Origin of the sequence: Mycobacteroides sp. H003, from assembly GCF_001440135.1 — a bacterium.
GTDB classification, from domain to species: Bacteria; Actinomycetota; Actinomycetes; order Mycobacteriales; family Mycobacteriaceae; genus Mycobacterium; species Mycobacterium gwanakae.
Genome location: NZ_LJYL01000034.1, coordinates 209,355 through 227,673, shown reverse-complemented (window position 1 = coordinate 227,673; position 18,319 = coordinate 209,355). Strand labels below are relative to the sequence as shown.

At 64.0% G+C, this 18,319-nt stretch carries 21 protein-coding genes and 1 riboswitch; of the genes, 10 read left to right on the top strand and 11 right to left on the bottom strand.

Annotated elements, in window-relative coordinates; genetic code table 11:
• Positions 1–9 precede the first annotated feature (9 nt).
• Entirely contained in the window at positions 10–360 is a 351-nt protein-coding gene (locus AOT87_RS21195; protein WP_057969771.1) for a VOC family protein, read from the top strand.
• Between the two features lie 43 nt (positions 361–403).
• Positions 404–877 (top strand): GNAT family N-acetyltransferase, encoded by a 474-nt coding sequence (locus tag AOT87_RS21190; RefSeq protein WP_057967701.1) that lies wholly within the window; start codon positions 404–406, stop codon positions 875–877.
• Here the strand turns inward: AOT87_RS21190 and AOT87_RS28745 are convergent.
• The 3 genes from AOT87_RS28745 to AOT87_RS21180 form a co-directional block, all read right to left on the bottom strand.
• Positions 874–1,260, bottom strand: coding sequence for a hypothetical protein (locus AOT87_RS28745; protein ID WP_070922907.1), 387 nt, complete (start codon positions 1,258–1,260; stop codon positions 874–876). The genes AOT87_RS21190 and AOT87_RS28745 overlap by 4 nt on opposite strands.
• Before the next feature lie 110 nt (positions 1,261–1,370).
• Positions 1,371–1,607, bottom strand: a complete 237-nt coding sequence (locus tag AOT87_RS21185) for a hypothetical protein (RefSeq protein WP_057968685.1) — start codon at positions 1,605–1,607, stop codon at positions 1,371–1,373.
• 130 nt (positions 1,608–1,737) lie between these two features.
• The gene (locus tag AOT87_RS21180; protein WP_057969770.1) at positions 1,738–2,118 is read right to left on the bottom strand and encodes an SgcJ/EcaC family oxidoreductase; all 381 of its coding nucleotides are present in this window, start codon (positions 2,116–2,118) and stop codon (positions 1,738–1,740) included.
• Between the two features lie 109 nt (positions 2,119–2,227).
• On the opposite strand from AOT87_RS21180, the gene AOT87_RS21175 reads away from it, so the two are divergent.
• The 3 genes from AOT87_RS21175 to AOT87_RS21165 all read left to right on the top strand — a co-directional run bounded on the left by AOT87_RS21175 (position 2,228) and on the right by AOT87_RS21165 (position 4,295).
• The gene (locus tag AOT87_RS21175; RefSeq protein ID WP_057969769.1) at positions 2,228–2,683 is read left to right on the top strand and encodes a MarR family winged helix-turn-helix transcriptional regulator; all 456 of its coding nucleotides are present in this window, start codon (positions 2,228–2,230) and stop codon (positions 2,681–2,683) included.
• Entirely contained in the window at positions 2,680–3,663 is a 984-nt protein-coding gene (locus tag AOT87_RS21170; protein WP_198528410.1) for a zinc-binding alcohol dehydrogenase family protein, read from the top strand. The genes AOT87_RS21175 and AOT87_RS21170 overlap by 4 nt, the downstream gene beginning before the upstream one ends.
• Positions 3,664–3,740: 77 nt before the next feature.
• Entirely contained in the window at positions 3,741–4,295 is a 555-nt protein-coding gene (locus AOT87_RS21165) for a pentapeptide repeat-containing protein (RefSeq protein ID WP_057967285.1), read from the top strand.
• Between the two features lie 25 nt (positions 4,296–4,320).
• Here AOT87_RS21165 and AOT87_RS21160 read toward each other — a convergent pair whose 3' ends face one another.
• Together AOT87_RS21160 and AOT87_RS21155 are read right to left on the bottom strand one after the other, a co-directional pair.
• Entirely contained in the window at positions 4,321–6,867 is a 2,547-nt protein-coding gene (locus AOT87_RS21160) for an ATP-binding cassette domain-containing protein (RefSeq protein WP_057980222.1), read from the bottom strand.
• A gap of 128 nt (positions 6,868–6,995) precedes the next feature.
• Positions 6,996–7,589, bottom strand: a complete 594-nt coding sequence (locus AOT87_RS21155) for an NAD(P)H-binding protein (RefSeq protein WP_057970196.1) — start codon at positions 7,587–7,589, stop codon at positions 6,996–6,998.
• An 87-nt stretch (positions 7,590–7,676) separates the two neighbouring features.
• On the opposite strand from AOT87_RS21155, the gene AOT87_RS21150 reads away from it, so the two are divergent.
• Positions 7,677–8,084 carry a helix-turn-helix domain-containing protein gene (locus AOT87_RS21150; protein WP_057970197.1) on the top strand — a complete coding sequence of 136 codons (408 nt, stop codon included), beginning with the start codon at positions 7,677–7,679 and terminating at the stop codon, positions 8,082–8,084.
• Between the two features lie 57 nt (positions 8,085–8,141).
• On the opposite strand, the gene AOT87_RS21145 is transcribed toward AOT87_RS21150, so the two are convergent.
• Positions 8,142–8,459 carry a hypothetical protein gene (locus tag AOT87_RS21145; protein ID WP_057968588.1) on the bottom strand — a complete coding sequence of 106 codons (318 nt, stop codon included), beginning with the start codon at positions 8,457–8,459 and terminating at the stop codon, positions 8,142–8,144.
• A gap of 10 nt (positions 8,460–8,469) precedes the next feature.
• Positions 8,470–9,648: an NADH:flavin oxidoreductase gene (locus AOT87_RS21140; protein WP_030096808.1), complete on the bottom strand. Its 1,179-nt coding sequence runs from the start codon at positions 9,646–9,648 to the stop codon at positions 8,470–8,472.
• Between the two features lie 89 nt (positions 9,649–9,737).
• Between AOT87_RS21140 and AOT87_RS21135 the strand changes: the two genes are divergently transcribed.
• The 3 genes from AOT87_RS21135 to AOT87_RS21125 are packed head-to-tail and all read left to right on the top strand — an operon-like array spanning position 9,738 to position 11,567.
• On the top strand, positions 9,738–10,388 hold the full coding sequence (locus AOT87_RS21135) for a nitroreductase family protein (RefSeq protein ID WP_057968589.1): 651 nt from the start codon (positions 9,738–9,740) through the stop codon (positions 10,386–10,388).
• Between the two features lie 19 nt (positions 10,389–10,407).
• The gene (locus tag AOT87_RS21130; RefSeq protein WP_030096810.1) at positions 10,408–11,253 is read left to right on the top strand and encodes a bifunctional methylenetetrahydrofolate dehydrogenase/methenyltetrahydrofolate cyclohydrolase; all 846 of its coding nucleotides are present in this window, start codon (positions 10,408–10,410) and stop codon (positions 11,251–11,253) included.
• Positions 11,254–11,267: 14 nt separating this feature from the next.
• Positions 11,268–11,567 (top strand): DUF3017 domain-containing protein, encoded by a 300-nt coding sequence (locus AOT87_RS21125; RefSeq protein ID WP_030096811.1) that lies wholly within the window; start codon positions 11,268–11,270, stop codon positions 11,565–11,567.
• Positions 11,568–11,569: 2 nt separating this feature from the next.
• On the opposite strand, the gene AOT87_RS21120 is transcribed toward AOT87_RS21125, so the two are convergent.
• The 4 genes from AOT87_RS21120 to AOT87_RS21105 form a co-directional block, all read right to left on the bottom strand.
• On the bottom strand, positions 11,570–12,247 hold the full coding sequence (locus AOT87_RS21120) for a hypothetical protein (protein WP_030096812.1): 678 nt from the start codon (positions 12,245–12,247) through the stop codon (positions 11,570–11,572).
• Between the two features lie 66 nt (positions 12,248–12,313).
• Positions 12,314–13,048: a class I SAM-dependent methyltransferase gene (locus AOT87_RS21115; protein ID WP_057968590.1), complete on the bottom strand. Its 735-nt coding sequence runs from the start codon at positions 13,046–13,048 to the stop codon at positions 12,314–12,316.
• A gap of 20 nt (positions 13,049–13,068) precedes the next feature.
• Positions 13,069–14,253, bottom strand: coding sequence for a homoserine O-acetyltransferase (locus AOT87_RS21110; protein ID WP_109398791.1), 1,185 nt, complete (start codon positions 14,251–14,253; stop codon positions 13,069–13,071).
• A complete protein-coding gene (locus AOT87_RS21105; protein WP_057968591.1) occupies positions 14,250–15,578 on the bottom strand; it encodes a bifunctional o-acetylhomoserine/o-acetylserine sulfhydrylase in 1,329 nt (442 codons plus the stop codon). Before AOT87_RS21105 ends, AOT87_RS21110 begins: the two co-directional genes overlap by 4 nt.
• A 141-nt stretch (positions 15,579–15,719) precedes the next feature.
• Positions 15,720–15,856: riboswitch (SAM riboswitch) on the bottom strand.
• Between the two features lie 215 nt (positions 15,857–16,071).
• Between AOT87_RS21105 and AOT87_RS21100 the strand changes: the two genes are divergently transcribed.
• Positions 16,072–18,309, top strand: coding sequence for an NADP-dependent isocitrate dehydrogenase (locus AOT87_RS21100; RefSeq protein ID WP_030096816.1), 2,238 nt, complete (start codon positions 16,072–16,074; stop codon positions 18,307–18,309).
• Positions 18,310–18,319: the final 10 nt, after the last annotated feature.

Here is an 18,319-nt window from a genome sequence, read left to right as displayed (position 1 = left end):
ACCCCGACGATGACTGGTGAACCGACGTACTTCGAGATTGGTGTGCCCGATGCGGTACGCGCTCAGAAGTTCTACCTGCAGCTCTTCGGCTGGACACCGCACGCAATGGGTGAGACTGGGCAGGCTTGGCTTGAAACGGGGGGCGTGCGAGGCGGGCTGCACAACGATGATGAGGACCGCCGGATCGACGTATTCTTCGGGGTCCCGGATATTGAGGCCGCAGTCTCATCCGTCCGCAAACTCGGCGGTGAAGCCGAAGATCCCGGACCTGAGGAGCCTGATTTCGGCAGGTTCGCATTCTGCAGGGACGACCAGGGCGAACGGTTCGGCCTGCATCAGCCTGCCCGCCACACTGCATGATGGACTGGTATCCGACAGTCCGCTAGCACCGGGAGAACAGATCGTGGCGCTCTCGATCACAGTGGCAGATTTCCAGGACAGTGCGCTTCTGGCATTCTTGCAGGCCCACCTGGACGATGTCGCGCCGACCGCGCCAACGGAGAGTCAGCACGCTCTAGATGCGGTGGGCCTGCAGGATTCCGGAGTCAGACTGTGGGTTGCCCGGGACGGGCACGATCTGGTCGGAACTGTTGCGCTGGCCCAGATCTCTGCACAACACGAGGAACTCAAGAGCATGCGGACCGACCCGAACCGACGGGGTCAAGGCATCGCCTCAATGATGCTTCTGTATGTCCTTAATGACGCCAGGAATCGTGGTGTGAACAGGGTTTCGTTGGAGACCGGCAGTATGGACTTCTTCGCTCCGGCCCGGGCGCTCTACCGTAAACACGGGTTTATTGAGTGTGGCCCCTTCGACTCCTACATCGAAGACGCCAACAGCACCTTCATGACGCTAGCCATCCAATGGTCGGCCTAGTTGTAAGGGCATGAGGTAACGATCTTCCCGTCCGCCAAGCCCTTGGTGTTCATCGTTTCGAGCATGCCGGATAGTGCCCCATCTCCCTTGCCGGAGAAGAGAGCCCATGTGTCGCCTTGCAGATGGCTTTGACTCACTGCTGTACCAGCGTCACAGCTTGCCTTTCGCTTAGCTGTGGTATCGCCATTGACTACCTGAAACTGCCACGAATGTGCCCTTTCCTGATACGAGCACAACAGAAAATCGAGTGCAGGCACACAGCTGAATCCGTTTGATGCCAACCATGTGCCGAGGTCGGTGTTGTCGGAGAACTTGATGGGATCGGCATAACTGACTGGGGCACAGCTTATTAACGCTGCCAGCGCAACCAAGATAGCCTTCATGATTCCCTCCTCAAGTCCAACCCGATGAGCGCACTGTACGCCGAAGAGCCTCGGGGTCTTCGTTCAATCCACGGGGAGGATCGGCGGCGTGGTGGGCAACCTCAGGGGTGTCAGAGCTTGTATCGGAGGTACATCAGGGCAAGAAACAAGACTACGAAGACGCCAAGCCCGAATCCCGCGAGCACGCTCTCAAGGGCCAGCGATATGCATGCGATGGCGACCGCCGGAGCGACGGCCCAGTAAAGCCATTTCTGGAGGGTACTTTCGCGCGGTTCCGCGAGTACGCAGATGCCTCCGCTGACGGCCGCCATCAATGCGACGTAGAAGTCGGGGTCCGGCGCTCTCATCGCTTCACACTCTATGTGGGCCACATTCAGAGTGGCCGATCCTGTTCAGCGGTAAGCGATGTTCGGCTCGTGGAACATGGTGCGACGGCCCAGGGCATCACCCCTGCAGGCCGGCCAGACTGTGTGCAGGTTATTCGGACTTGTTGAACATGTATCGGGCTATTTTCCACGCACCGTCTTCTTTGTGGAGGACAAACACCTCGCGGTTGGACTCGGTGCTTCGGGTGCCGTCGGCCAGCACGGTCTGAGTGCCTTTGCTGCGAGTTAGGGCATACGCGATGTCGTCACTCGCTATGACGAGTTCATCGATGGTGAACGTCACGTTGAGGCGGATGGCACTGAAGATTTGTTCATATGCTTCACGCAATCCATCCCCTGTCGCGGTGGGCTGAGCAGTCGGCATGAAGACTCCGCCGGCGGTGTAGCAAGAGGCGGCCAAGGCTGCGTCGCTGTTGTTCAGCGCTTGCTCATACGTGTAGAGCAGCGTCTTGACGTCGTGTTCGTTGGTCATCTGATTCCTGTCGTCTTTCCGAGAATTTGCATTCCATGGAATACAGTACAGGAAACGCCGATGGTATATTCCATGGAAGGTAATGCTCGGCAGGACGGGTGGATGTGTCATGGCAGATTTAGAGCTGATGTTCAGAGAGCTGGTCAGGTGGGAGATCGGGCTGTGGAACGCCGTGGATGTGCGACTGCGTACCGACTTTGATCTGCCGCTGAGTCGCTATGAGCCGATGCGGGTCATCGAGCAGCACGGCTTGTGTCGGGTAAACGACATCGCCACCGACTTGCTCATCACGGTAGGCGGTACCAGCAAGCTCGTCGACCGCATCGAAGCCTCCGGGCATTGTCGGCGTCGGCCCAATCCCGAGGACGGGCGCTCCTCGGTCATCGAATTGACGCCATCAGGCAAGCGTCTGCTAGCCCGGGCGAAATTGGCTCTGGAGGAAGAACTTTCCACCCGTTTGGGGAAGGTGCTATCCGCTGGCGAGCTACAGCAGTTCGCGACCATCTTGACCAAAGTCCGCGCAGCGGAACAAAACAGCAGTGCGAAGAATAGGGGAGTGTTGTGACCACGACCATGCGGGCCATCGTGCTGGACGCCCCCGGGCCTCCGGAAGCTCTGAAGATCCGGCAATTACCGGTCCCAGAACCGGCCGAAGGCTGGGTGCTTATTGCGGTGAAAGCGTTTGGCCTGAACAGATCTGAACTGCACACCCGCCTGGGCCTAGCGGAAGGAGTCACCTTTCCGAGGGTGCTCGGGATCGAAGCGACCGGTGTGGTGGCAGCGTGCCCTGGCGGTGAGTTCGCGGTGGGGCAGCAGGTGATGGCCATCATGGGTGGCATGGGCCGGGAATTCGATGGCGGATACGCCGAATACACCTGTGTGCCTGTTACGCAAGTGACCGCATTTTCCAGCGACCTGGACTGGGCCACGATTGGCGCGGTACCGGAGATGCTGCAAACGTCATATGGATCCTTGACGGTAGGACTGGATGCCGCGAACGGTCAGTCGCTCCTTATCCGGGGCGGCACATCCTCGATCGGCATGGCCACTGCGATCTTGGCCAAACAGCGCAATATGACTGTGTTTTCCACCACGCGGAACCCCGGAAAAGCCAGTGCGCTAGCCAGGATTGGCGTTGACCACGTCCTTGTCGACGACGGCCAGATAGCACGCCAAGTCCGTGATCTCCTCCCCGGCGGCGTCGATACCGCACTGGAACTTGTCGGTACCCCAACACTGCCCGACACTCTGCGTGCCACGCGCGTGCATGGGGTGGTGTGTTTCACCGGAATGTTGTCCAACCAGTGGACAGTGGATGAGTTCTATCCCATTGAGTACATCCCACGGGGCGTCCGCCTCACCTCGTACGGAGGAGGCGCCGCCGACCTACCCGCACATGTCCTACAGGAGTATCTCGACGGTGTCGCCTCCGGCAACATTGCTGTTCCTATCGATCGTGTCTACGCCTTCGACGAGATAGTCGAGGCGCACACGGCAATGGAAGCGGGCCGTGCGAGTGGGAAACTCGTTGTGACAACCACGTGACCGTGTGACGCCGGACCCGCGGACCAAGGCCGAGATCGCATGGTCACCCGTCGGACCCGCCCGGCATGATGTCAGGCATGGCCGAGCACTGGACTGACCGTGAGATCACCGGAGAGACCTTCTACGACGAGGACTTTCGTGAACTGCGCACCGAGCGCGTGGTTTTCACCGAGTGCGACTTCAGCGGCGCCAATCTCACCGAGTCGCTGCATGTCGGCTCCGCCTTCCGGAACTGCACCTTCCGCCGCACATCGCTATGGCATTCGGAGTTCCGCCAGTGCAGCTTGCTGGGCTCCACGCTCACCGACTGCCGGGTGCGCCCTTCGAAGTTCACCGAGACCGACTTCACGCTGTCCTCGCTCGGCGGGCTCGATCTGCGTGAGATGGACCTGTCGGACTGCCGTTTCCGGGAGGCGAACCTGGTCGGCACCGATATGCGCAAGGCCAATCTGCACGGCGCCGACTTCACCGGTGCCCGCACGCAGAATCTCAAACTCGACGGTGCGGACCTGCGGGGTGCCCGCATTGACCCGACGTTGTGGACCACCGCAACCCTGATGGCCGCGAAAGTCGATCTGCCCCAAGCCGTCGCGTATGCCGGAGGGCACGGACTGGACGTGCACGGCGGCTAAGGCGGGCCCGTCTCTTCGAAAGAACTCAGCCCTTGAGGCGGATGCGCCAGCGCACGAATCCGGCCATCACCAGCGCGAGTAGCGCCAAGATGCCCATGTCGAACAGCCAGGTTCCCGCATCGTGATTCCACAGCTCGTCCTGCGGCCCCACCGGCACCAGCTTGCGCAGGTCGGTGGTCGCGGCGGTGGCTGCGAAGCCCCATCGCGAGGGGAACAGGAACGAGAACTGTTCCAGCCCCGCACGTCCCGTCACCGGAATGAGTCCGCCGCTGAAGACGATCTGCGTCATGGTGGCGATCACCAGCATCGGCATCACCTGCTCGGCGGAGGTGGCTAGTGAGGACAGCACCAGGCCCAGCACGGTGGCCGCGCATGCGGTGGCGGCAACGGCGACCCACAGCTCGAAGTTCGCGTTTCCGAGCAGCACCGCGCCCTGCGTCGGTCCACCGCGGACGATCACGATGACGGCCGTCATGATCGCGGACTGCACGATGGCGGCTCCGCAATAGGTGATGATCTTGGCGAGCAGATATGCGGTGGCCGACAGGCCCACCGCCTGCTCACGGCGGAAGATCACGCGTTCACCGATCAGGTCGCGGATGGTCAGCGCCAGACCGAGGAAGCTGGCACCGAGGTTCGTCAGCGCCAGCAGCAGTCCAGGTTCGTTCGGGTTGTCGGGCAACGCCACATTGAAACCGGCACTACCGGGTACCGACAACACCAATCCGGCAAGGACGAACGGCAGCAGCGCCAGGAAGATGAAGTAGCCGCGGTCGGCCAGGATCAGCCGTCCCTGACGGCGTGCCACCGTGGAGACCTGCCGCAGCAGACTTGTCTTCGGGGGCTTGCCGAGGTCGCCGGGCTGTACCGGGGCGGTGACGGGTTTGTTCGCAGCGGGATGCCGGGCCAGATAGGCCTGGTGCACGCCGTCCGGGTCGGCCGCGGCATTGGCGAAGATGTCGGCCCAGTCGGTCGTGCCCATCTCCTGGTTGATGCTGCGTGGAGGTCCGCAGTACGCGGTCTTGCCACCGGGGGCCAGCAGCAGCACCTGGTCGCAGTAGCTCAGATAGGTCAGCGAGTGCGTCACCACCACCACTACGCGGCCGGCGTCGGCGAGCTGGCGCATCAGGCTCATCACCTGACGGTCCAGTGCCGGATCCAGGCCCGAGGTGGGCTCGTCCAGGATCAGCAGAGACGGACCGGTCAACAGCTCCATGGCCACCGAGGCGCGCTTACGCTGCCCGCCGGAGAGCTTGTCGACGCGCGTCTCCGCGTGCTTGGTCATCTCGAGTTCCTCAAGAACCCGGGACACGACCTGTTCGCGGTCTTCTTTGGTGGTATCCGGGGGCAACCGCAGCTCGGCGGCGTAATGCAGTGCCTGGCTCACCGTCAGCTGCGGGTGCACCACATCGTCTTGCGGCACCATGCCGATGCGGTTTCGCATCACGGCGTACTCGGCGTGGACCCCGTGACCTTCGAAGGACACCTTGCCCGCCGACGGTTGGGTGTTGCCGACGATCAGCCGGGCCAGCGTGGACTTGCCGGCACCGGAGGGGCCGATCACCGCGGTGAGCGATCCGGGGCCTGCGGAGAAGCTGATGTTGTCGAGCAGCTTCTTGCCGCCCTCGACGGTGAAGTCGATGCCCTGCACCTCAAGCCCGCCGACGCGGGCGGCTGTCGTCGGTTTGACCAGCGTGCCGTCTTGAACGACGAGATCGACATTACCGATCGTGACGGTGTCACCCTCGCGCACCGTTGCCTGTTCAACCTGGACACCGTTGACGAAGGTGCCGTTGATGGTGTGCAGGTCCTGGATTTCCAGGCCACCGGCCGACGGAAGCAACAAGGCGTGGTGCCGCGAGGCCAACACGTCGTTGACGACGATCGTGTTGTCGGGGGCGCGACCGACGGTGATGGCACCGGGTGACGGTTTGGGTGCGCCGCCGATGCCGAGCGCGCGCATCGCACGGGTGCCGAATGGCTCGACCGGCTCGTGGGCGTAGGCGGCGGGGGGCACTGGGGTGGGTTCCGACGGATACTGCTGGCGCGGGCGGGTGGGCCCGGACGTTCCATAGGTTTGGGGCCCCGAGGGCGGTGCGCCGTAGGGGTGCTGCTGGCTCGGCGGCTGCCCGTAGGTCTGCGGAGCGGATTGGTAACCGCCGGTGGGGTAGTGCTCCTGAGTGCCGGTATAGGGGGCTGGCTGCAGACCCGAGGCCGGACCACGCATGGTGGGGGGAGCGATTCCCAGCTGCGTTTCGCTGCCGAGACCGCCCAGGGCGAACGTCAGCCGCGGTCCGCCCGGGTCGCCGAGGTTGACCACGGTGTCATCCCGCACCTCGACCCAACCGACCTGACGGCCGTTGACGAAGATGCCGTTGAGGCTGCGCTGGTCCTCGGCGATCCATTTACCGTCGACGAACCTGATTATCAGGTGAATACGCGACACCAACGGGTGCGTGATGCGTACATCGGCGTGGATATCGCGGCCGATATGAATATCGTGCCCGGGCGCGAACTTTCGCTCGTCACCGTCGAATACCACCGTGAGAGTGGGTGCTTCCCGACCAGTCATCGCTATCGACTGTATCGGTTCACAGCGAGTGGTCAGTCTTCCCGCGCCGGAGCTGTGCACGGGCGCGGGAAGACTCGCACCCGTGAGCTGCGCCCGATCCGGCAGCCGGGCACTGTGTCAGTCGGCGGTCAATTGGCGACCGTAAATCGCTCGTGCCGGTGTGCCGGGTGTTCAAGTTCGTCGGCTACCGCGACCGCGAAATCTTCGGCCGAGATGCGCTGGCCCGCTGGGGAGTCACCTGCGACGCGGTAGGAACCTGTGCGCTCTCCCGGCTCGATGAGCGGCGCCGGGGAGAGGTACACCCAGTCCACGTCTTGTCCGGTCCGCTCGAGTATCTCCAGCGCGGCAGCCTGAGTCAGTGCCTCGGCGCGGTACGCCTCCGGGAACTCTGGGGAGTCGACCAGGCGTATTCCGTTGACACGGAGCGTTCCCGCACCGCCGACGACGAACAGCCGCGTGCCGTGGAGGTTCGCGGCGGCTGTGCTGATCGCGTCGATGAATTCGCTGTGTGGTTCACCGGCGCGGCTTGGTCCGATCGCGGAGACCACAGCGTCATGCCCGGCAGCGACTGTTGCCACGAGAGTGCTGTCGGAGAGTGTTCCGGCACCGGCGGTGTCACTACCTCGGCGGCTGTAACCGGTCACCTCGTGTCCGCGTCCGCGTAGCTCGGCGGCGATCCGCGAGCCGACCATTCCGGTTGCGCCGAATATCGCGATTTTCATGGGGCGAGTCCCTTCTTCAATCCGTGTGAACGCCCCAAAGGTATCCAGTGGTAACTTGGTACCTCAAAGTAACTAATGGAGTTTTTGATGTCTGCCTCGTCACAGCCCGTGGATGACTGGTTGGGAAACCTGTTCGACACGGAATGCCCCACCCGGATCGTGTTGGACAGAGTCGGGGATAAGTGGACAGTCCTGGTGGTCGCGGCCCTTGCCGACGGACCCTTGCGGTTTACTGTCCTGCGCGATCGCGTCGGCGGCATTACCAGCAAAGTGCTCACGTCCACGCTGCGCTCGATGCTCCGCGACGGGCTGGTGAAGCGAATGGCTTATGCCACGGTCCCGCCGAAAGTGGAGTACCAGCTGACCGAGTTGGGCGTTTCGCTTCGCGAGCCCATCGACCAATTGCGGGTGTGGGCAGAGCGCAATGTGGCGCAAATCGTGCGCAACCGGGAAGCCCATGATGGGGACTTGTCATCAACCGACGCGGTCAGGTGAGTGCACGACACCAACGACTGTGTCGCTCACCGGTGGTGACCTGGTCGCGCCGGACGCTCACAGGTTGTGCAGCAGAAACAGCGTTCTGACGAGGACGGACACGCACAGCGCCGGCCAGTACCAAATGTGCCAATGCCGCCAGTGCCCGATGCCCATGGCGATGGGTGCGGCCATGCACGTGAACAGGGTCAGCAGCGACCAGACGAACACCCCGGCTGCCGCGTCGGCCTGATCGGGTGCGGCGCCGCTGAAGGCGAGCGGGAAGATCGAGGCGAACGCGACGACGCCTGCCGCCGCGGTCACCAGCACCCACAGCAGCCAGCTGACGACGGACTCGGCGGTTCCCGGTCTCTGGTGTTCGGGCGCCGCCGTCATGGCAGCGATGCTATGTGAGCACGCAGTGGGTTCTGCTGAAAATCGTGGCCATGCACTGATTGCAGTGGGTGCATCGGGAATGGGCGGCCCGGTCGGCCGCCACCCGATTCACCAGATCCGGATCGGCCAGCAGCGCACGTCCCATGGCCACGAAATCGAAGCCCTCCGCCATCGCCAGGTCCATGGTGTCGCCGCCGGCGATTCCGCCCAAGAGGATCAGGGGCATGTCCAGTTCGGCGCGAAACCGGCGGGCATCGTCCAGTAGGAAGGCGTCGCGGTAGGGATAGGACCGGAAGAACTTCTTTCCGGTGAGCCGCACGCCCCAACCCATGGGTTTGGGGAAGCCGCTGGCGAGCTCACGGATCGGCACGTCGCCGCGGAACAAGTACATGGGGTTGACCAGAGAGGATCCCGCAGTCAGTTCCAGGGCATCAAGTCCGCCGTCTTCTTGCAGCCATTTCGCGGTTTGCAAAGACTCCTCGATCGGGATGCCGCCGCGGATGCCGTCGGTCATGGTGAGTTTCGCGGTCACCGCCAGCCGATCGCCGGCCACCTTCCGCACTGCTTGCACCACCGCGCGCGCCACCTTGGCGCGGTTGGCCAGCGATCCGCCGTACTCATCGCTGCGCCTGTTGAACAGTGGGCTCAGGAAGGAACTCACGAAATAGCCATGGCCCAAGTGGATTTCGACGGCGTCGAAACCGGCCTCGATGGCAAGCCGGGCCGCGTTCGCGTGCGCGGCAATCACGCCCTCGATATCGGAAGTGCTGGCCCGGCGGGCGAATTTCATGCCCAACGGGTTGAAGAACCGGATCGGGGACAGGGCACGTGACCCGTTCGATCGCGCATTGGCCACCGGACCGGCATGGCCGATCTGCGCCGAGACGGCGGCGCCGGTGTCGTGGATGGCGCCGGTGAGGCGCCGCAGCCCGGGCAGGGCCTCTTCACGCATCCAGACCTGGCCGTATTCGGTGCGTCCCTCGGGGGCGACGGCGCAATAGGCAACCGTTGTCATGCCGACCCCGCCGAGTGCGGGTCTGCGGTGATACTCGATGAGATCGTCGGTGACGAAAGCGTCCGGTGAGGCGGCCTCGAATGTGGCGGCCTTGATTGTCCGGTTGCGCAATGTGATGGGGCCGAGTCGCGCGGGCGCCAACACGTCGGGAACTCCAGCGGCGTCATTGCCCATGAGCGGGAGATTACGCCGCGACCACGGACGGCGAATTCTGGATGCGGACTCCTAATTTTCGGTAAGCCCGGTGGATGTACGTTCGTCGTATGACCTCTCTGGATCTGTCAGCCGACGAAGTTCTGACCACCACCCGTTCGGTGCGCAAGCGCCTTGATTTCGACAAGCCCGTCGAGCGCGCGGTTGTCGAGGAATGTCTGAACATCGCGCTGCAGGCACCGACCGGCTCGAACCATCAGGGCTGGCACTGGGTGATCGTGGAGGACGCCGACAAGAAGAAGGCGATCGCCGACATCTACCGCGAAGGCTGGAACAAGTACGCCAAGGGCGCAGGCGCCACCTACGCCGAAGGCGACACCCGGGCCGAGCGTAAGGAAAAGGTTGTGGACTCGGCCGGCTACCTCGCCGAGAACTTCGAGCGGGCGCCACTGTTCCTCATTCCCTGCATCGAGGGACGACTCGACAATCTGCCGGTGGTCGGCGCGGCGTCGTCGTGGGGATCGTTGCTTCCTGCGGTGTGGAGCTTCATGCTCGCCGCCCGTAACCGCGGTTTGGGATCGGCCTGGACGACATTGCACCTGATGGACGACGGTGAGAAGCGCACCGCCGACATCCTGGGCATCCCGTTCGACAAGATCACCCAGGGCGGGCTGTTCCCCATCGCGTACACCGTCGGCACGGACTTCCGGCCTGCCAAGCGCCAGCCCGTCGCCGACGTCCTGCACTGGGACACTTGGTGAGAGCTGGAATACTGGCCGTGTGACGGCGACTCGACTTGATGGCAAGACCACCCGCGACGAGATCTTTGTGGAGCTGGCCACTCGCGCCGCGGCGCTGACCGCGGCGGGCAAGACCCCAGGCCTGGGAACCATCCTGGTGGGGGACGACCCGGGTTCGCACGCCTATGTTCGCGGTAAGCACGCCGACTGCGCCAAGGTGGGCATCAACTCGATCCGCCGCGATCTGCCCGCAGATATCGATCAAGCCACACTGTGCGCCACCATCGACGAGCTGAACGCCAACCCGGACTGCACCGGCTACATCGTGCAGCTGCCGCTGCCCAAGCACCTCGACGAGAACGAGGCGCTGGAACGCATCGACCCCGATAAGGACGCCGACGGGCTGCACCCCACGAACTTGGGCCGGCTGGTGCTGGGCAAGGAAGCCCCGCTTCCGTGCACGCCGAGGGGCATCGTCTATCTGCTGCGTCGCTATGACGTCAAGCTCGACGGCGCGCACGTGGTGGTGATCGGTCGTGGCGTCACGGTGGGCCGTCCCCTCGGGCTGCTGCTCACCCGCCGCTCGGAGAACGCGACAGTCACCCTGTGCCACACCGGAACCCGTGACCTGGCTGCCTTGACCCGGCAGGCCGACATCATCGTCGCTGCTGCCGGCGTGCCGCACATGGTGACGGCGGACATGGTCAAGCCGGGTGCCGCGGTGATCGACGTGGGCGTGAGCCGGGTCGACGACAAGCTGACCGGCGACGTGGCCGAGGACGTCTGGGATGTCGCCGGGTACGTCTCGCCCAACCCGGGCGGAGTCGGACCCTTGACCCGAGCGTTCTTGCTTAGCAACGTGATCGAGCGAGCGGAACGTTCGTGACGACTACCCGGGACATGTACGGGGCGGCTCTTGATGCCGTCCGCCGCTTCGCCCGTGAGCAGTGGCCGATTCTGGTGGTATCGGCGGTCTTTCTGGTGGCGCTGGGATTGGTGATCGCGGATCGGTGGCGCCGCGGTGCGCTGGTCGTGGGGATCGCTGTGGGAGTGGCCGCGGCGCTGCGGTTGGTGCTGGCCGATGACACCGCGGGCCTGTTGGCGGTGCGCAGCAAGACCTTTGACGTCGGTGCTCTCAGTGCCGTCGCTGCGGTGATGGTCTACCTGGCGTTGACGATCGACCCGCTGGGCACCGGATAGACCTACTTGAGCAGTTGCGCCGAGCGTGCGATGGCATCGGCTTGCTCGCCGAAGAACTGCTCCGACGGTTCTCCGCTGGGGCTGCCGGTATTGCTGGTGGCGATCTGCCAACGTTGATCGCCCTGCCCGACAAACGCCACGTAGATCTTGGGTGTGACGGCGGACGGCGGCTTGCCCTCCGCGACCGGAGGCTTCTCCAGCTCCAGGCTTGCCGAGGCTCCGGGCAAGTTGGGGCCGTCCCATGAGTCTCGTTTATCCGCAGTGACTTTCGACTTACGGCTCTTGACGAAGTCGCTCACCGCATCGGCATTCGACGATTCGAGCCAGCCCTTTACCTCGGGTGCGGCCGTGTTCTCGTCGGAAGCCGTCAACTTGCGGATGCGCACGTACTGCGCGAATTCCGTTGACTCCCACTTGGGCCGGACTTGAAAGGTCACCTGCCCCTTGTTGTCGTGCACTCCGTCGGCGAAGGCCACCCAGTCATGCGGGAGGGTGACGTAGATGCCCAGTTCGGGGATGAACTGCCGAGTGTGCCGTTCGGTGGGCGCGCTGCTGGCGCTGGATTCGGACTGGTTCTTGGTGTCCGAAGGTGACCCCGCCGATCCACAGCCGGCGAGTGCCGGGGTCAGGAATGTGGTGGTGACAAAGAGGGCTGCCAGCAGGCGGCGATCCGTACGCACGGGTACACCGTAGCGGCACGCGGCCTATTCGTCTCTGTGAATTGGGGCACCCGATTCACAGATCTTCTACTGGTTGAGTGTCGCCCGGATACTCACGGTGACGTACGGCAGCGCCAGTCCCGTCGACTGGGCAAGCGCAGGATGGGTGGACAGCAGTTCCCGAACCTGCTGCAGGGTCTTCTTCCGGGCGGCTTCGGGGGCGGTGATGCAGTAGCTGCGTGAGGCCACCATGTCCAGAAGTGCCTGAGGGGTAAGGTAACTCGTCCATTCGACCTGGTGTCGTTGCTGCCCGGTGAACGGCGCGGGCAGGCTGACCGTGTGGTTGAACGGATCGTCCTCACTGCCGATGATCCTGCCGAGGTCGGCCACCCAGCCCAGGCGCTCATCGCGCGTGTTCCACACCAGCCCCAGCCGCCCACCCGGGCGCAGCACGCGAGCGACTTCGGGAATGGCGCGTTCGGGATCCACCCAGTGCCAGGCCTGCGCCACGAGCACCGCATCCACGCTGTTGTCGGGTAACGGAATCTCCTCGGCGGTGCCCAGTAGTGCGGGGGTTTCGGGAAGCGAATTGCTCAGTACTTCAAGCATTTCGGCGAGCGGATCCACCGCGATCACGTTGAGCCCGCGTTCCACCAGGCGGGTGGTGAGTTTCCCGGTACCGGCGCCCAGATCCAGGACGTCGTGCGCTCCGTCGGGCAGCAGCCAGTCGATGGCCTCGGGCGGGTAAGACGGTCGGCCCCGTTCGTAGGCGGCCGCCTGTGAACCGAACGAAAGCGAGGGCTCTGCGTGTGCGTCCGGCATTCGCGCTCCTCGGGTTCCGTTTACGAAGCCTGTGTTGACTTGGCCAGGGCGAGTGTCTCCCGAACCAGCTCGCTCACCGCGTCGAACTCGATGAGGAACGCGTCGTGGCCATGCAACGATTCGACCACCCGCAAGCCGGTACAACCGGGGAGCAGGTCGGCTAATTCCTCCTGCAGGCGCAGCGGGTACAGCCGATCGGACGTGATACCGCCGACGACGACGGGGACGGGGCAGCCGCGCAGCGCCTTCTCGACACCGCCACGGTTCCGGCCGACGTCGTGGCGGTTGAGTGCCTCGGTCAGGATGACGTAGCTTCCGGCGTCGAAGCGCCGAACGAACTTGTCGCCCTGATGCTCCAGGTAGCTCTGTACCGCGTATCGGCCGTCGGCCCACGGATCCTCGGGCCCGTCCGGGCCGACCTGGGGATCATTGCCGAACCGGGTGTCCAGCTCGACCTCTCCGCGGTAGGTCAGGTGTGCGATGCGCCGGGCGAGGTTCAAACCCTTCTCGGGGCTGCGTCCGCTGCCGTGGTAGTCGCCGCCATGCCAGTTTGGATCGGACCGGATGGCGGCGATCTGCGTGCTCTGGGTGCCGATCTGGTCGCCGGTGGCGCGTGCACCAACCGCCAGCACCAGCGCCGCACGCACCGAATCCGGCTGCATGACGGCCCATTCCAGCGCGCGTGCACCGCCCATCGAACCGCCGACGACGGCGGCGATCTCGGTGATGCCGAGTTGTGCGAGTGCGGCGATGTCGGCGTTCACCTGGTCACGTACCGACACCTCGGGGAATCGTGAGCCCCAGGGCTTTCCATCGGCGGCAAGGGAAGTCGGGCCGGTGCTACCCCGGCAGCCACCCAACACGTTGGTGGCGATGGCGCACCACTGGTCGGTATCGATCGCCGCGCCGGGGCCGATGATTCCTTGCCACCACCCGCCGGTGATGTGGTCGGGGCCGGCGGGTCCGATCACGTGTGAGTCGGCGGTCAGCGCATGGCAGACGAACACCACGTTGTCACGGCGGGGCGAGAGCTTTCCCCAGGTCTGTACCGCGACGGTCGCGTCGTCGATGACGGCACCGCTTTCGAGTGTGATCGAACCTATTGACACATAGGCGATCTCATCGCCTTGTGGAAGGGCGATGTTCGGCGCCGGAAGCTGGTGGTCGGCGGAGCCGTTTGCGCGAAGATCGTCGGTCAAGGTCATGATGATGCCACCGCTGCGGGCTGTTTGAGTCGCCGCACGGCGGCGAATCCGGTGTCCAGATCGGCCAGGATGTCGTCGATACCCTCAATACCGACGGCCAACCGCACCAGGCCGGGTGTGACGCCGGAGGCCACCTGTTCGGCGGGCGCGAGCTGTGCGTGTGTCGTCGTGGCGGGGTGTATGACCAGCGATCGCACATCGCCGATGTTGGCCACCTGACTGTGCAGTGTCAGGGAATCGATGAAGGTGGTCGCCGCCTCGGCTCCTCCGTCCAATTCGAATGCGAGTACCGCACCGGCACCCTTGGGGGCCAATGATTTCGCGCGTTCGTGCCAGGGGGAGGTGGGTAGCCCGGCGTAGTTGACGCCGGTGACCTCCGGCTGGGCGGCGAGGTACTCGGCCACCCGCTGTGCATTTTCGACGTGGCGTTGTACTCGCAGGCTCAACGTCTCAAGTCCCTGCGCGATGAGGAAGGCATTGAACGGGGAGATGGCGGGCCCGAGGTCACGCAACAGCTGAACACGCGCCTTGAGTGCGTAGGCCGGTGCGCCCAGATCGGCGAACACCACACCGTGGTAGCTCGGGTCCGGCGTGGTGAATCCGGGGTGGCGGCCCTGGGTCCAATCGAAGGTGCCGCCGTCGATGATCACGCCACCGATCGCATTGCCGTGTCCACCAAGGTATTTGGTGGCCGAGTGCACCACGATGTCGGCGCCGTGGGCCAGCGGCTGGATCAGATAGGGAGTGGCGACAGTGTTGTCGACGATGAGGGGGACGCCCGCTTCGTGCGCGATCTTCGAGATGCCCGGAATGTCGAGAATGTCGTTCTTGGGGTTGGAGATCGATTCGGCGAAGAGTGCCTTGGTCTGTGGCGTGATGGCGCGGCGCCAGGAGTCGAGGTCGTCGGGATCCTCGACGAAGGTGGTTGAGATTCCCAGGCGCGGCAACGTGTAGTGCAACAGGTTGTATGTGCCGCCGTACAGACGCGGGCTCGACACGATGTTGTCGCCGGCCTGCGCGATGTTGATGATGGCCAATGTCGCTGCCGCCTGCCCGGAAGCCAGCAGCAGCGCCGCCACGCCGCCTTCGAGGGCAGCGATGCGCTCCTCGACGACATTCTGGGTCGGGTTGCCGATACGGGTGTAGATGTTGCCCTCTTCGGACAGCCCGAACAGCGCTGCCGCGTGCGCGGTGTCGTTGAAGACGTAGGACGTGGTCTGGTAGATCGGCAGGGCCCGTGCATTGGTCGCCGGGTCGGCGGTCTGGCCCGCGTGGATCTGCTTGGTCTCAAACGCCCAGTGGGCGGTGGGATCGATATCGGTCATGGGAACCTCCTGGGTGGTCGGTGCGGGGCTGGCGGTTTAGGGCATGCGACAGCGACAACACCGACAACAGGAATGCAGGGACTCACCCCCGGGTGACGAACGCTTCATTGGGCCAACCTGTCTTCTCGGGGCCCGTCATCGGACCCGCGCTTGCCGTGTGGCCGACTGTCCTTTCATAACCCAGTCGGCTACTCAACCTGGTCATCACCCGGGGCACCCCACCGCGGTTGGAGGGTTGCCGACCAGCGAGCCGGGGCTTGACGCTGGTACTCATGACCGCTTAAAAGCGTATCGCAATGCACCGAATGGTTGCCACCAGGTATGCAAGGCGCGGCTCGGCGGTGTCTGCGGGCCACGATGGGAGCGCGATCACAGCCCGTCCGCCCGCCTAGGCTCGGAAGCGACGTGATACTGAATAGGTCATCCGTGTGACCCACGGGATGCCTGAGATTTGACCGACCAACAAGTCCGATCAACGATGCCGGGAGTGACCATGAGTGCGCAGCAGCCGACCATCATCTACACGCTGACAGACGAGGCGCCGCTGCTTGCGACGTACTCCTTCTTGCCGATCATCCGGGCCTTCGCGGGCCCCGCCGGTATCGACGTCCAAACCAGCGATATCTCCGTTGCCGCACGCATCCTGTCCGAGTTCGCCGAGTACCTCCCCGAGGATCAGCGCGTTCCGGACAACCTGGCCGAGCTGGGCCGCCTGACGCAGCTGCCTGAGACGAACATCATCAAGCTGCCGAACATCAGCGCGTCGGTGCCGCAGCTCCTCGCTGCCATCAAGGAACTGCAGGGCAAGGGTTACAAGCTGCCCGAGTACCCCGGCGATCCGAAGAATGAGGAAGAGGAAGCCATCAAGACGCGCTACACCAAGTGTCTGGGCAGCGCCGTGAACCCCGTTCTACGCGAAGGTAACTCGGACCGCCGTGCACCCCGCGCGGTGAAGGAGTACGCGCGCAAGCACCCGCACAGCATGGGCGAGTGGTCGCAGGCATCGCGCACCCACGTCGCGACCATGAAGGAGGGCGATTTCTACCACGGTGAGAAGTCGATGACGCTGGACCGCGACCGCAAGGTCAAGATGGTCCTGACCACCACGAGTGGCGAGACCATCGTGCTCAAGCCTGAGGTCAAGCTGGCCAAGGGCGACATCATCGACAGCATGTTCATGAGCAAGAAGGCGCTCTGCGACTTCTACGAGGAGCAAATCGAGGATGCCTACAAGACGGGCGTGATGTTGTCCCTGCATGTCAAGGCGACCATGATGCGCGTCAGCCACCCCATCGTCTTCGGGCATGCGGTCAAGATCTTCTACAAGGACGCCTTCGAAAAGCACCAGAAGCTGTTCGACGAGTTGGGCGTCAACGTAAACAACGGACTCTCGGATCTCTACAGCAAGATCGAGTCGCTACCCGCCTCGCAGCATGAGGAGATCATCCGCGACCTGCACGCCTGCCACGAGCATCGGCCCGAGCTGGCCATGGTGGATTCGGCCAAGGGCATCTCGAACTTCCACTCGCCCAGCGACGTGATCGTCGACGCCTCGATGCCCGCGATGATCCGGGCCGGCGGCAAGATGTATGGCGCCGACGGCAAGCTCAAAGACACCAAGGCCGTCAACCCGGAGTCGACGTTTTCCCGGATTTACCAGGAGATGATCAACTTCTGTAAGACCCACGGCCAGTTCGATCCGACCACCATGGGCACCGTTCCCAACGTCGGTCTCATGGCACAGAAGGCCGAGGAGTACGGCAGCCACGACAAGACGTTCGAGATCGCCGAGCCCGGCGTTGCCGACATCGTCGACGTCGAGACCGGTGAGGTGTTGATGTCGCAGAACGTCGAGACTGGCGACATCTGGCGTATGCCGGTCGTCACCGATGCCGCCATCCAGGATTGGGTCAAGCTGGCCGTCACGCGGGGCCGCGAGTCCGGGATGAATGTGGTGTTCTGGCTGGACACCGAGCGTCCGCACGAGGTCGAACTACGCAAGAAGGTCAAGGAGTACCTGCAGGACCACGACACCGAGGGTCTCAAGATCCAGGTTGTGCCCCAGGTCTGGGCCATGCGCTACACCCTGGAACGGCTGATTCGCGGCAAGGACACCATCGCCGCGACCGGCAACATCCTGCGCGACTATCTGACCGACCTGTTCCCGATCCTGGAGCTGGGTACCAGTGCCAAGATGCTGTCCATCGTGCCGCTGATGGCAGGTGGCGGACTGTACGAGACCGGCGCCGGCGGCTCGGCACCCAAGCACGTCAGTCAGCTGGTCGAAGAGAACCACCTGCGGTGGGACTCGCTGGGTGAGTTCCTGGCGCTGGCCGTCAGCCTGGAGGACCTGGGCATCAAGACCGGTAACCCGCGGGCCAAGATTTTGGCTACCACGCTGGATGCGGCGACCGGGAAGCTGCTGGAGAACGACAAAAGCCCGTCGCGCAAGACCGGTGAGCTCGACAACCGCGGCAGCCAGTTCTACCTGGCCCTGTACTGGGCGGCCGAACTTGCCGCGCAGACTGAGGACACCGAGCTCGCCGAGCTGTTCGCGCCGCTGGCCAAGCAGCTGGTCGAGAACGAGGACGAAATCGTCGCCGAGCTTGCCGCCGTCCAGGGCAGCCCGGTCGATATCGGCGGCTATTACGCGCCGGACCCCGACAAGACCGCCGCGGTGATGCGGCCGAGCCAGACCTTCAACGCCGTTCTGGCCTCCGTCCAGGTATAGCTCACTGCGT

What these genes read in the sequence shown, in the direction of transcription:
- AOT87_RS21195 (WP_057969771.1), top strand. Translation starts at nt 10, where the DNA reads ATGACTGGTGAACCGACGTACTTCGAGATTGGTGTGCCCGATGCGGTA.
- AOT87_RS28745 (WP_070922907.1), bottom strand. Translation starts at nt 1,260, where the DNA reads ATGAAGGCTATCTTGGTTGCGCTGGCAGCGTTAATAAGCTGTGCCCCA.
- AOT87_RS21185 (WP_057968685.1), bottom strand. Translation starts at nt 1,607, where the DNA reads ATGAGAGCGCCGGACCCCGACTTCTACGTCGCATTGATGGCGGCCGTC.
- AOT87_RS21180 (WP_057969770.1), bottom strand. Translation starts at nt 2,118, where the DNA reads ATGACCAACGAACACGACGTCAAGACGCTGCTCTACACGTATGAGCAA.
- AOT87_RS21175 (WP_057969769.1), top strand. Translation starts at nt 2,228, where the DNA reads ATGGCAGATTTAGAGCTGATGTTCAGAGAGCTGGTCAGGTGGGAGATC.
- AOT87_RS21165 (WP_057967285.1), top strand. Translation starts at nt 3,741, where the DNA reads ATGGCCGAGCACTGGACTGACCGTGAGATCACCGGAGAGACCTTCTAC.
- AOT87_RS21160 (WP_057980222.1), bottom strand. Translation starts at nt 6,867, where the DNA reads ATGACTGGTCGGGAAGCACCCACTCTCACGGTGGTATTCGACGGTGAC.
- AOT87_RS21155 (WP_057970196.1), bottom strand. Translation starts at nt 7,589, where the DNA reads ATGAAAATCGCGATATTCGGCGCAACCGGAATGGTCGGCTCGCGGATC.
- AOT87_RS21150 (WP_057970197.1), top strand. Translation starts at nt 7,677, where the DNA reads ATGTCTGCCTCGTCACAGCCCGTGGATGACTGGTTGGGAAACCTGTTC.
- AOT87_RS21145 (WP_057968588.1), bottom strand. Translation starts at nt 8,459, where the DNA reads ATGACGGCGGCGCCCGAACACCAGAGACCGGGAACCGCCGAGTCCGTC.
- AOT87_RS21140 (WP_030096808.1), bottom strand. Translation starts at nt 9,648, where the DNA reads ATGGGCAATGACGCCGCTGGAGTTCCCGACGTGTTGGCGCCCGCGCGA.
- AOT87_RS21135 (WP_057968589.1), top strand. Translation starts at nt 9,738, where the DNA reads ATGACCTCTCTGGATCTGTCAGCCGACGAAGTTCTGACCACCACCCGT.
- AOT87_RS21125 (WP_030096811.1), top strand. Translation starts at nt 11,268, where the DNA reads ATGTACGGGGCGGCTCTTGATGCCGTCCGCCGCTTCGCCCGTGAGCAG.
- AOT87_RS21115 (WP_057968590.1), bottom strand. Translation starts at nt 13,048, where the DNA reads ATGCCGGACGCACACGCAGAGCCCTCGCTTTCGTTCGGTTCACAGGCG.
- AOT87_RS21110 (WP_109398791.1), bottom strand. Translation starts at nt 14,253, where the DNA reads ATGACCTTGACCGACGATCTTCGCGCAAACGGCTCCGCCGACCACCAG.
- AOT87_RS21105 (WP_057968591.1), bottom strand. Translation starts at nt 15,578, where the DNA reads ATGACCGATATCGATCCCACCGCCCACTGGGCGTTTGAGACCAAGCAG.
- AOT87_RS21100 (WP_030096816.1), top strand. Translation starts at nt 16,072, where the DNA reads ATGAGTGCGCAGCAGCCGACCATCATCTACACGCTGACAGACGAGGCG.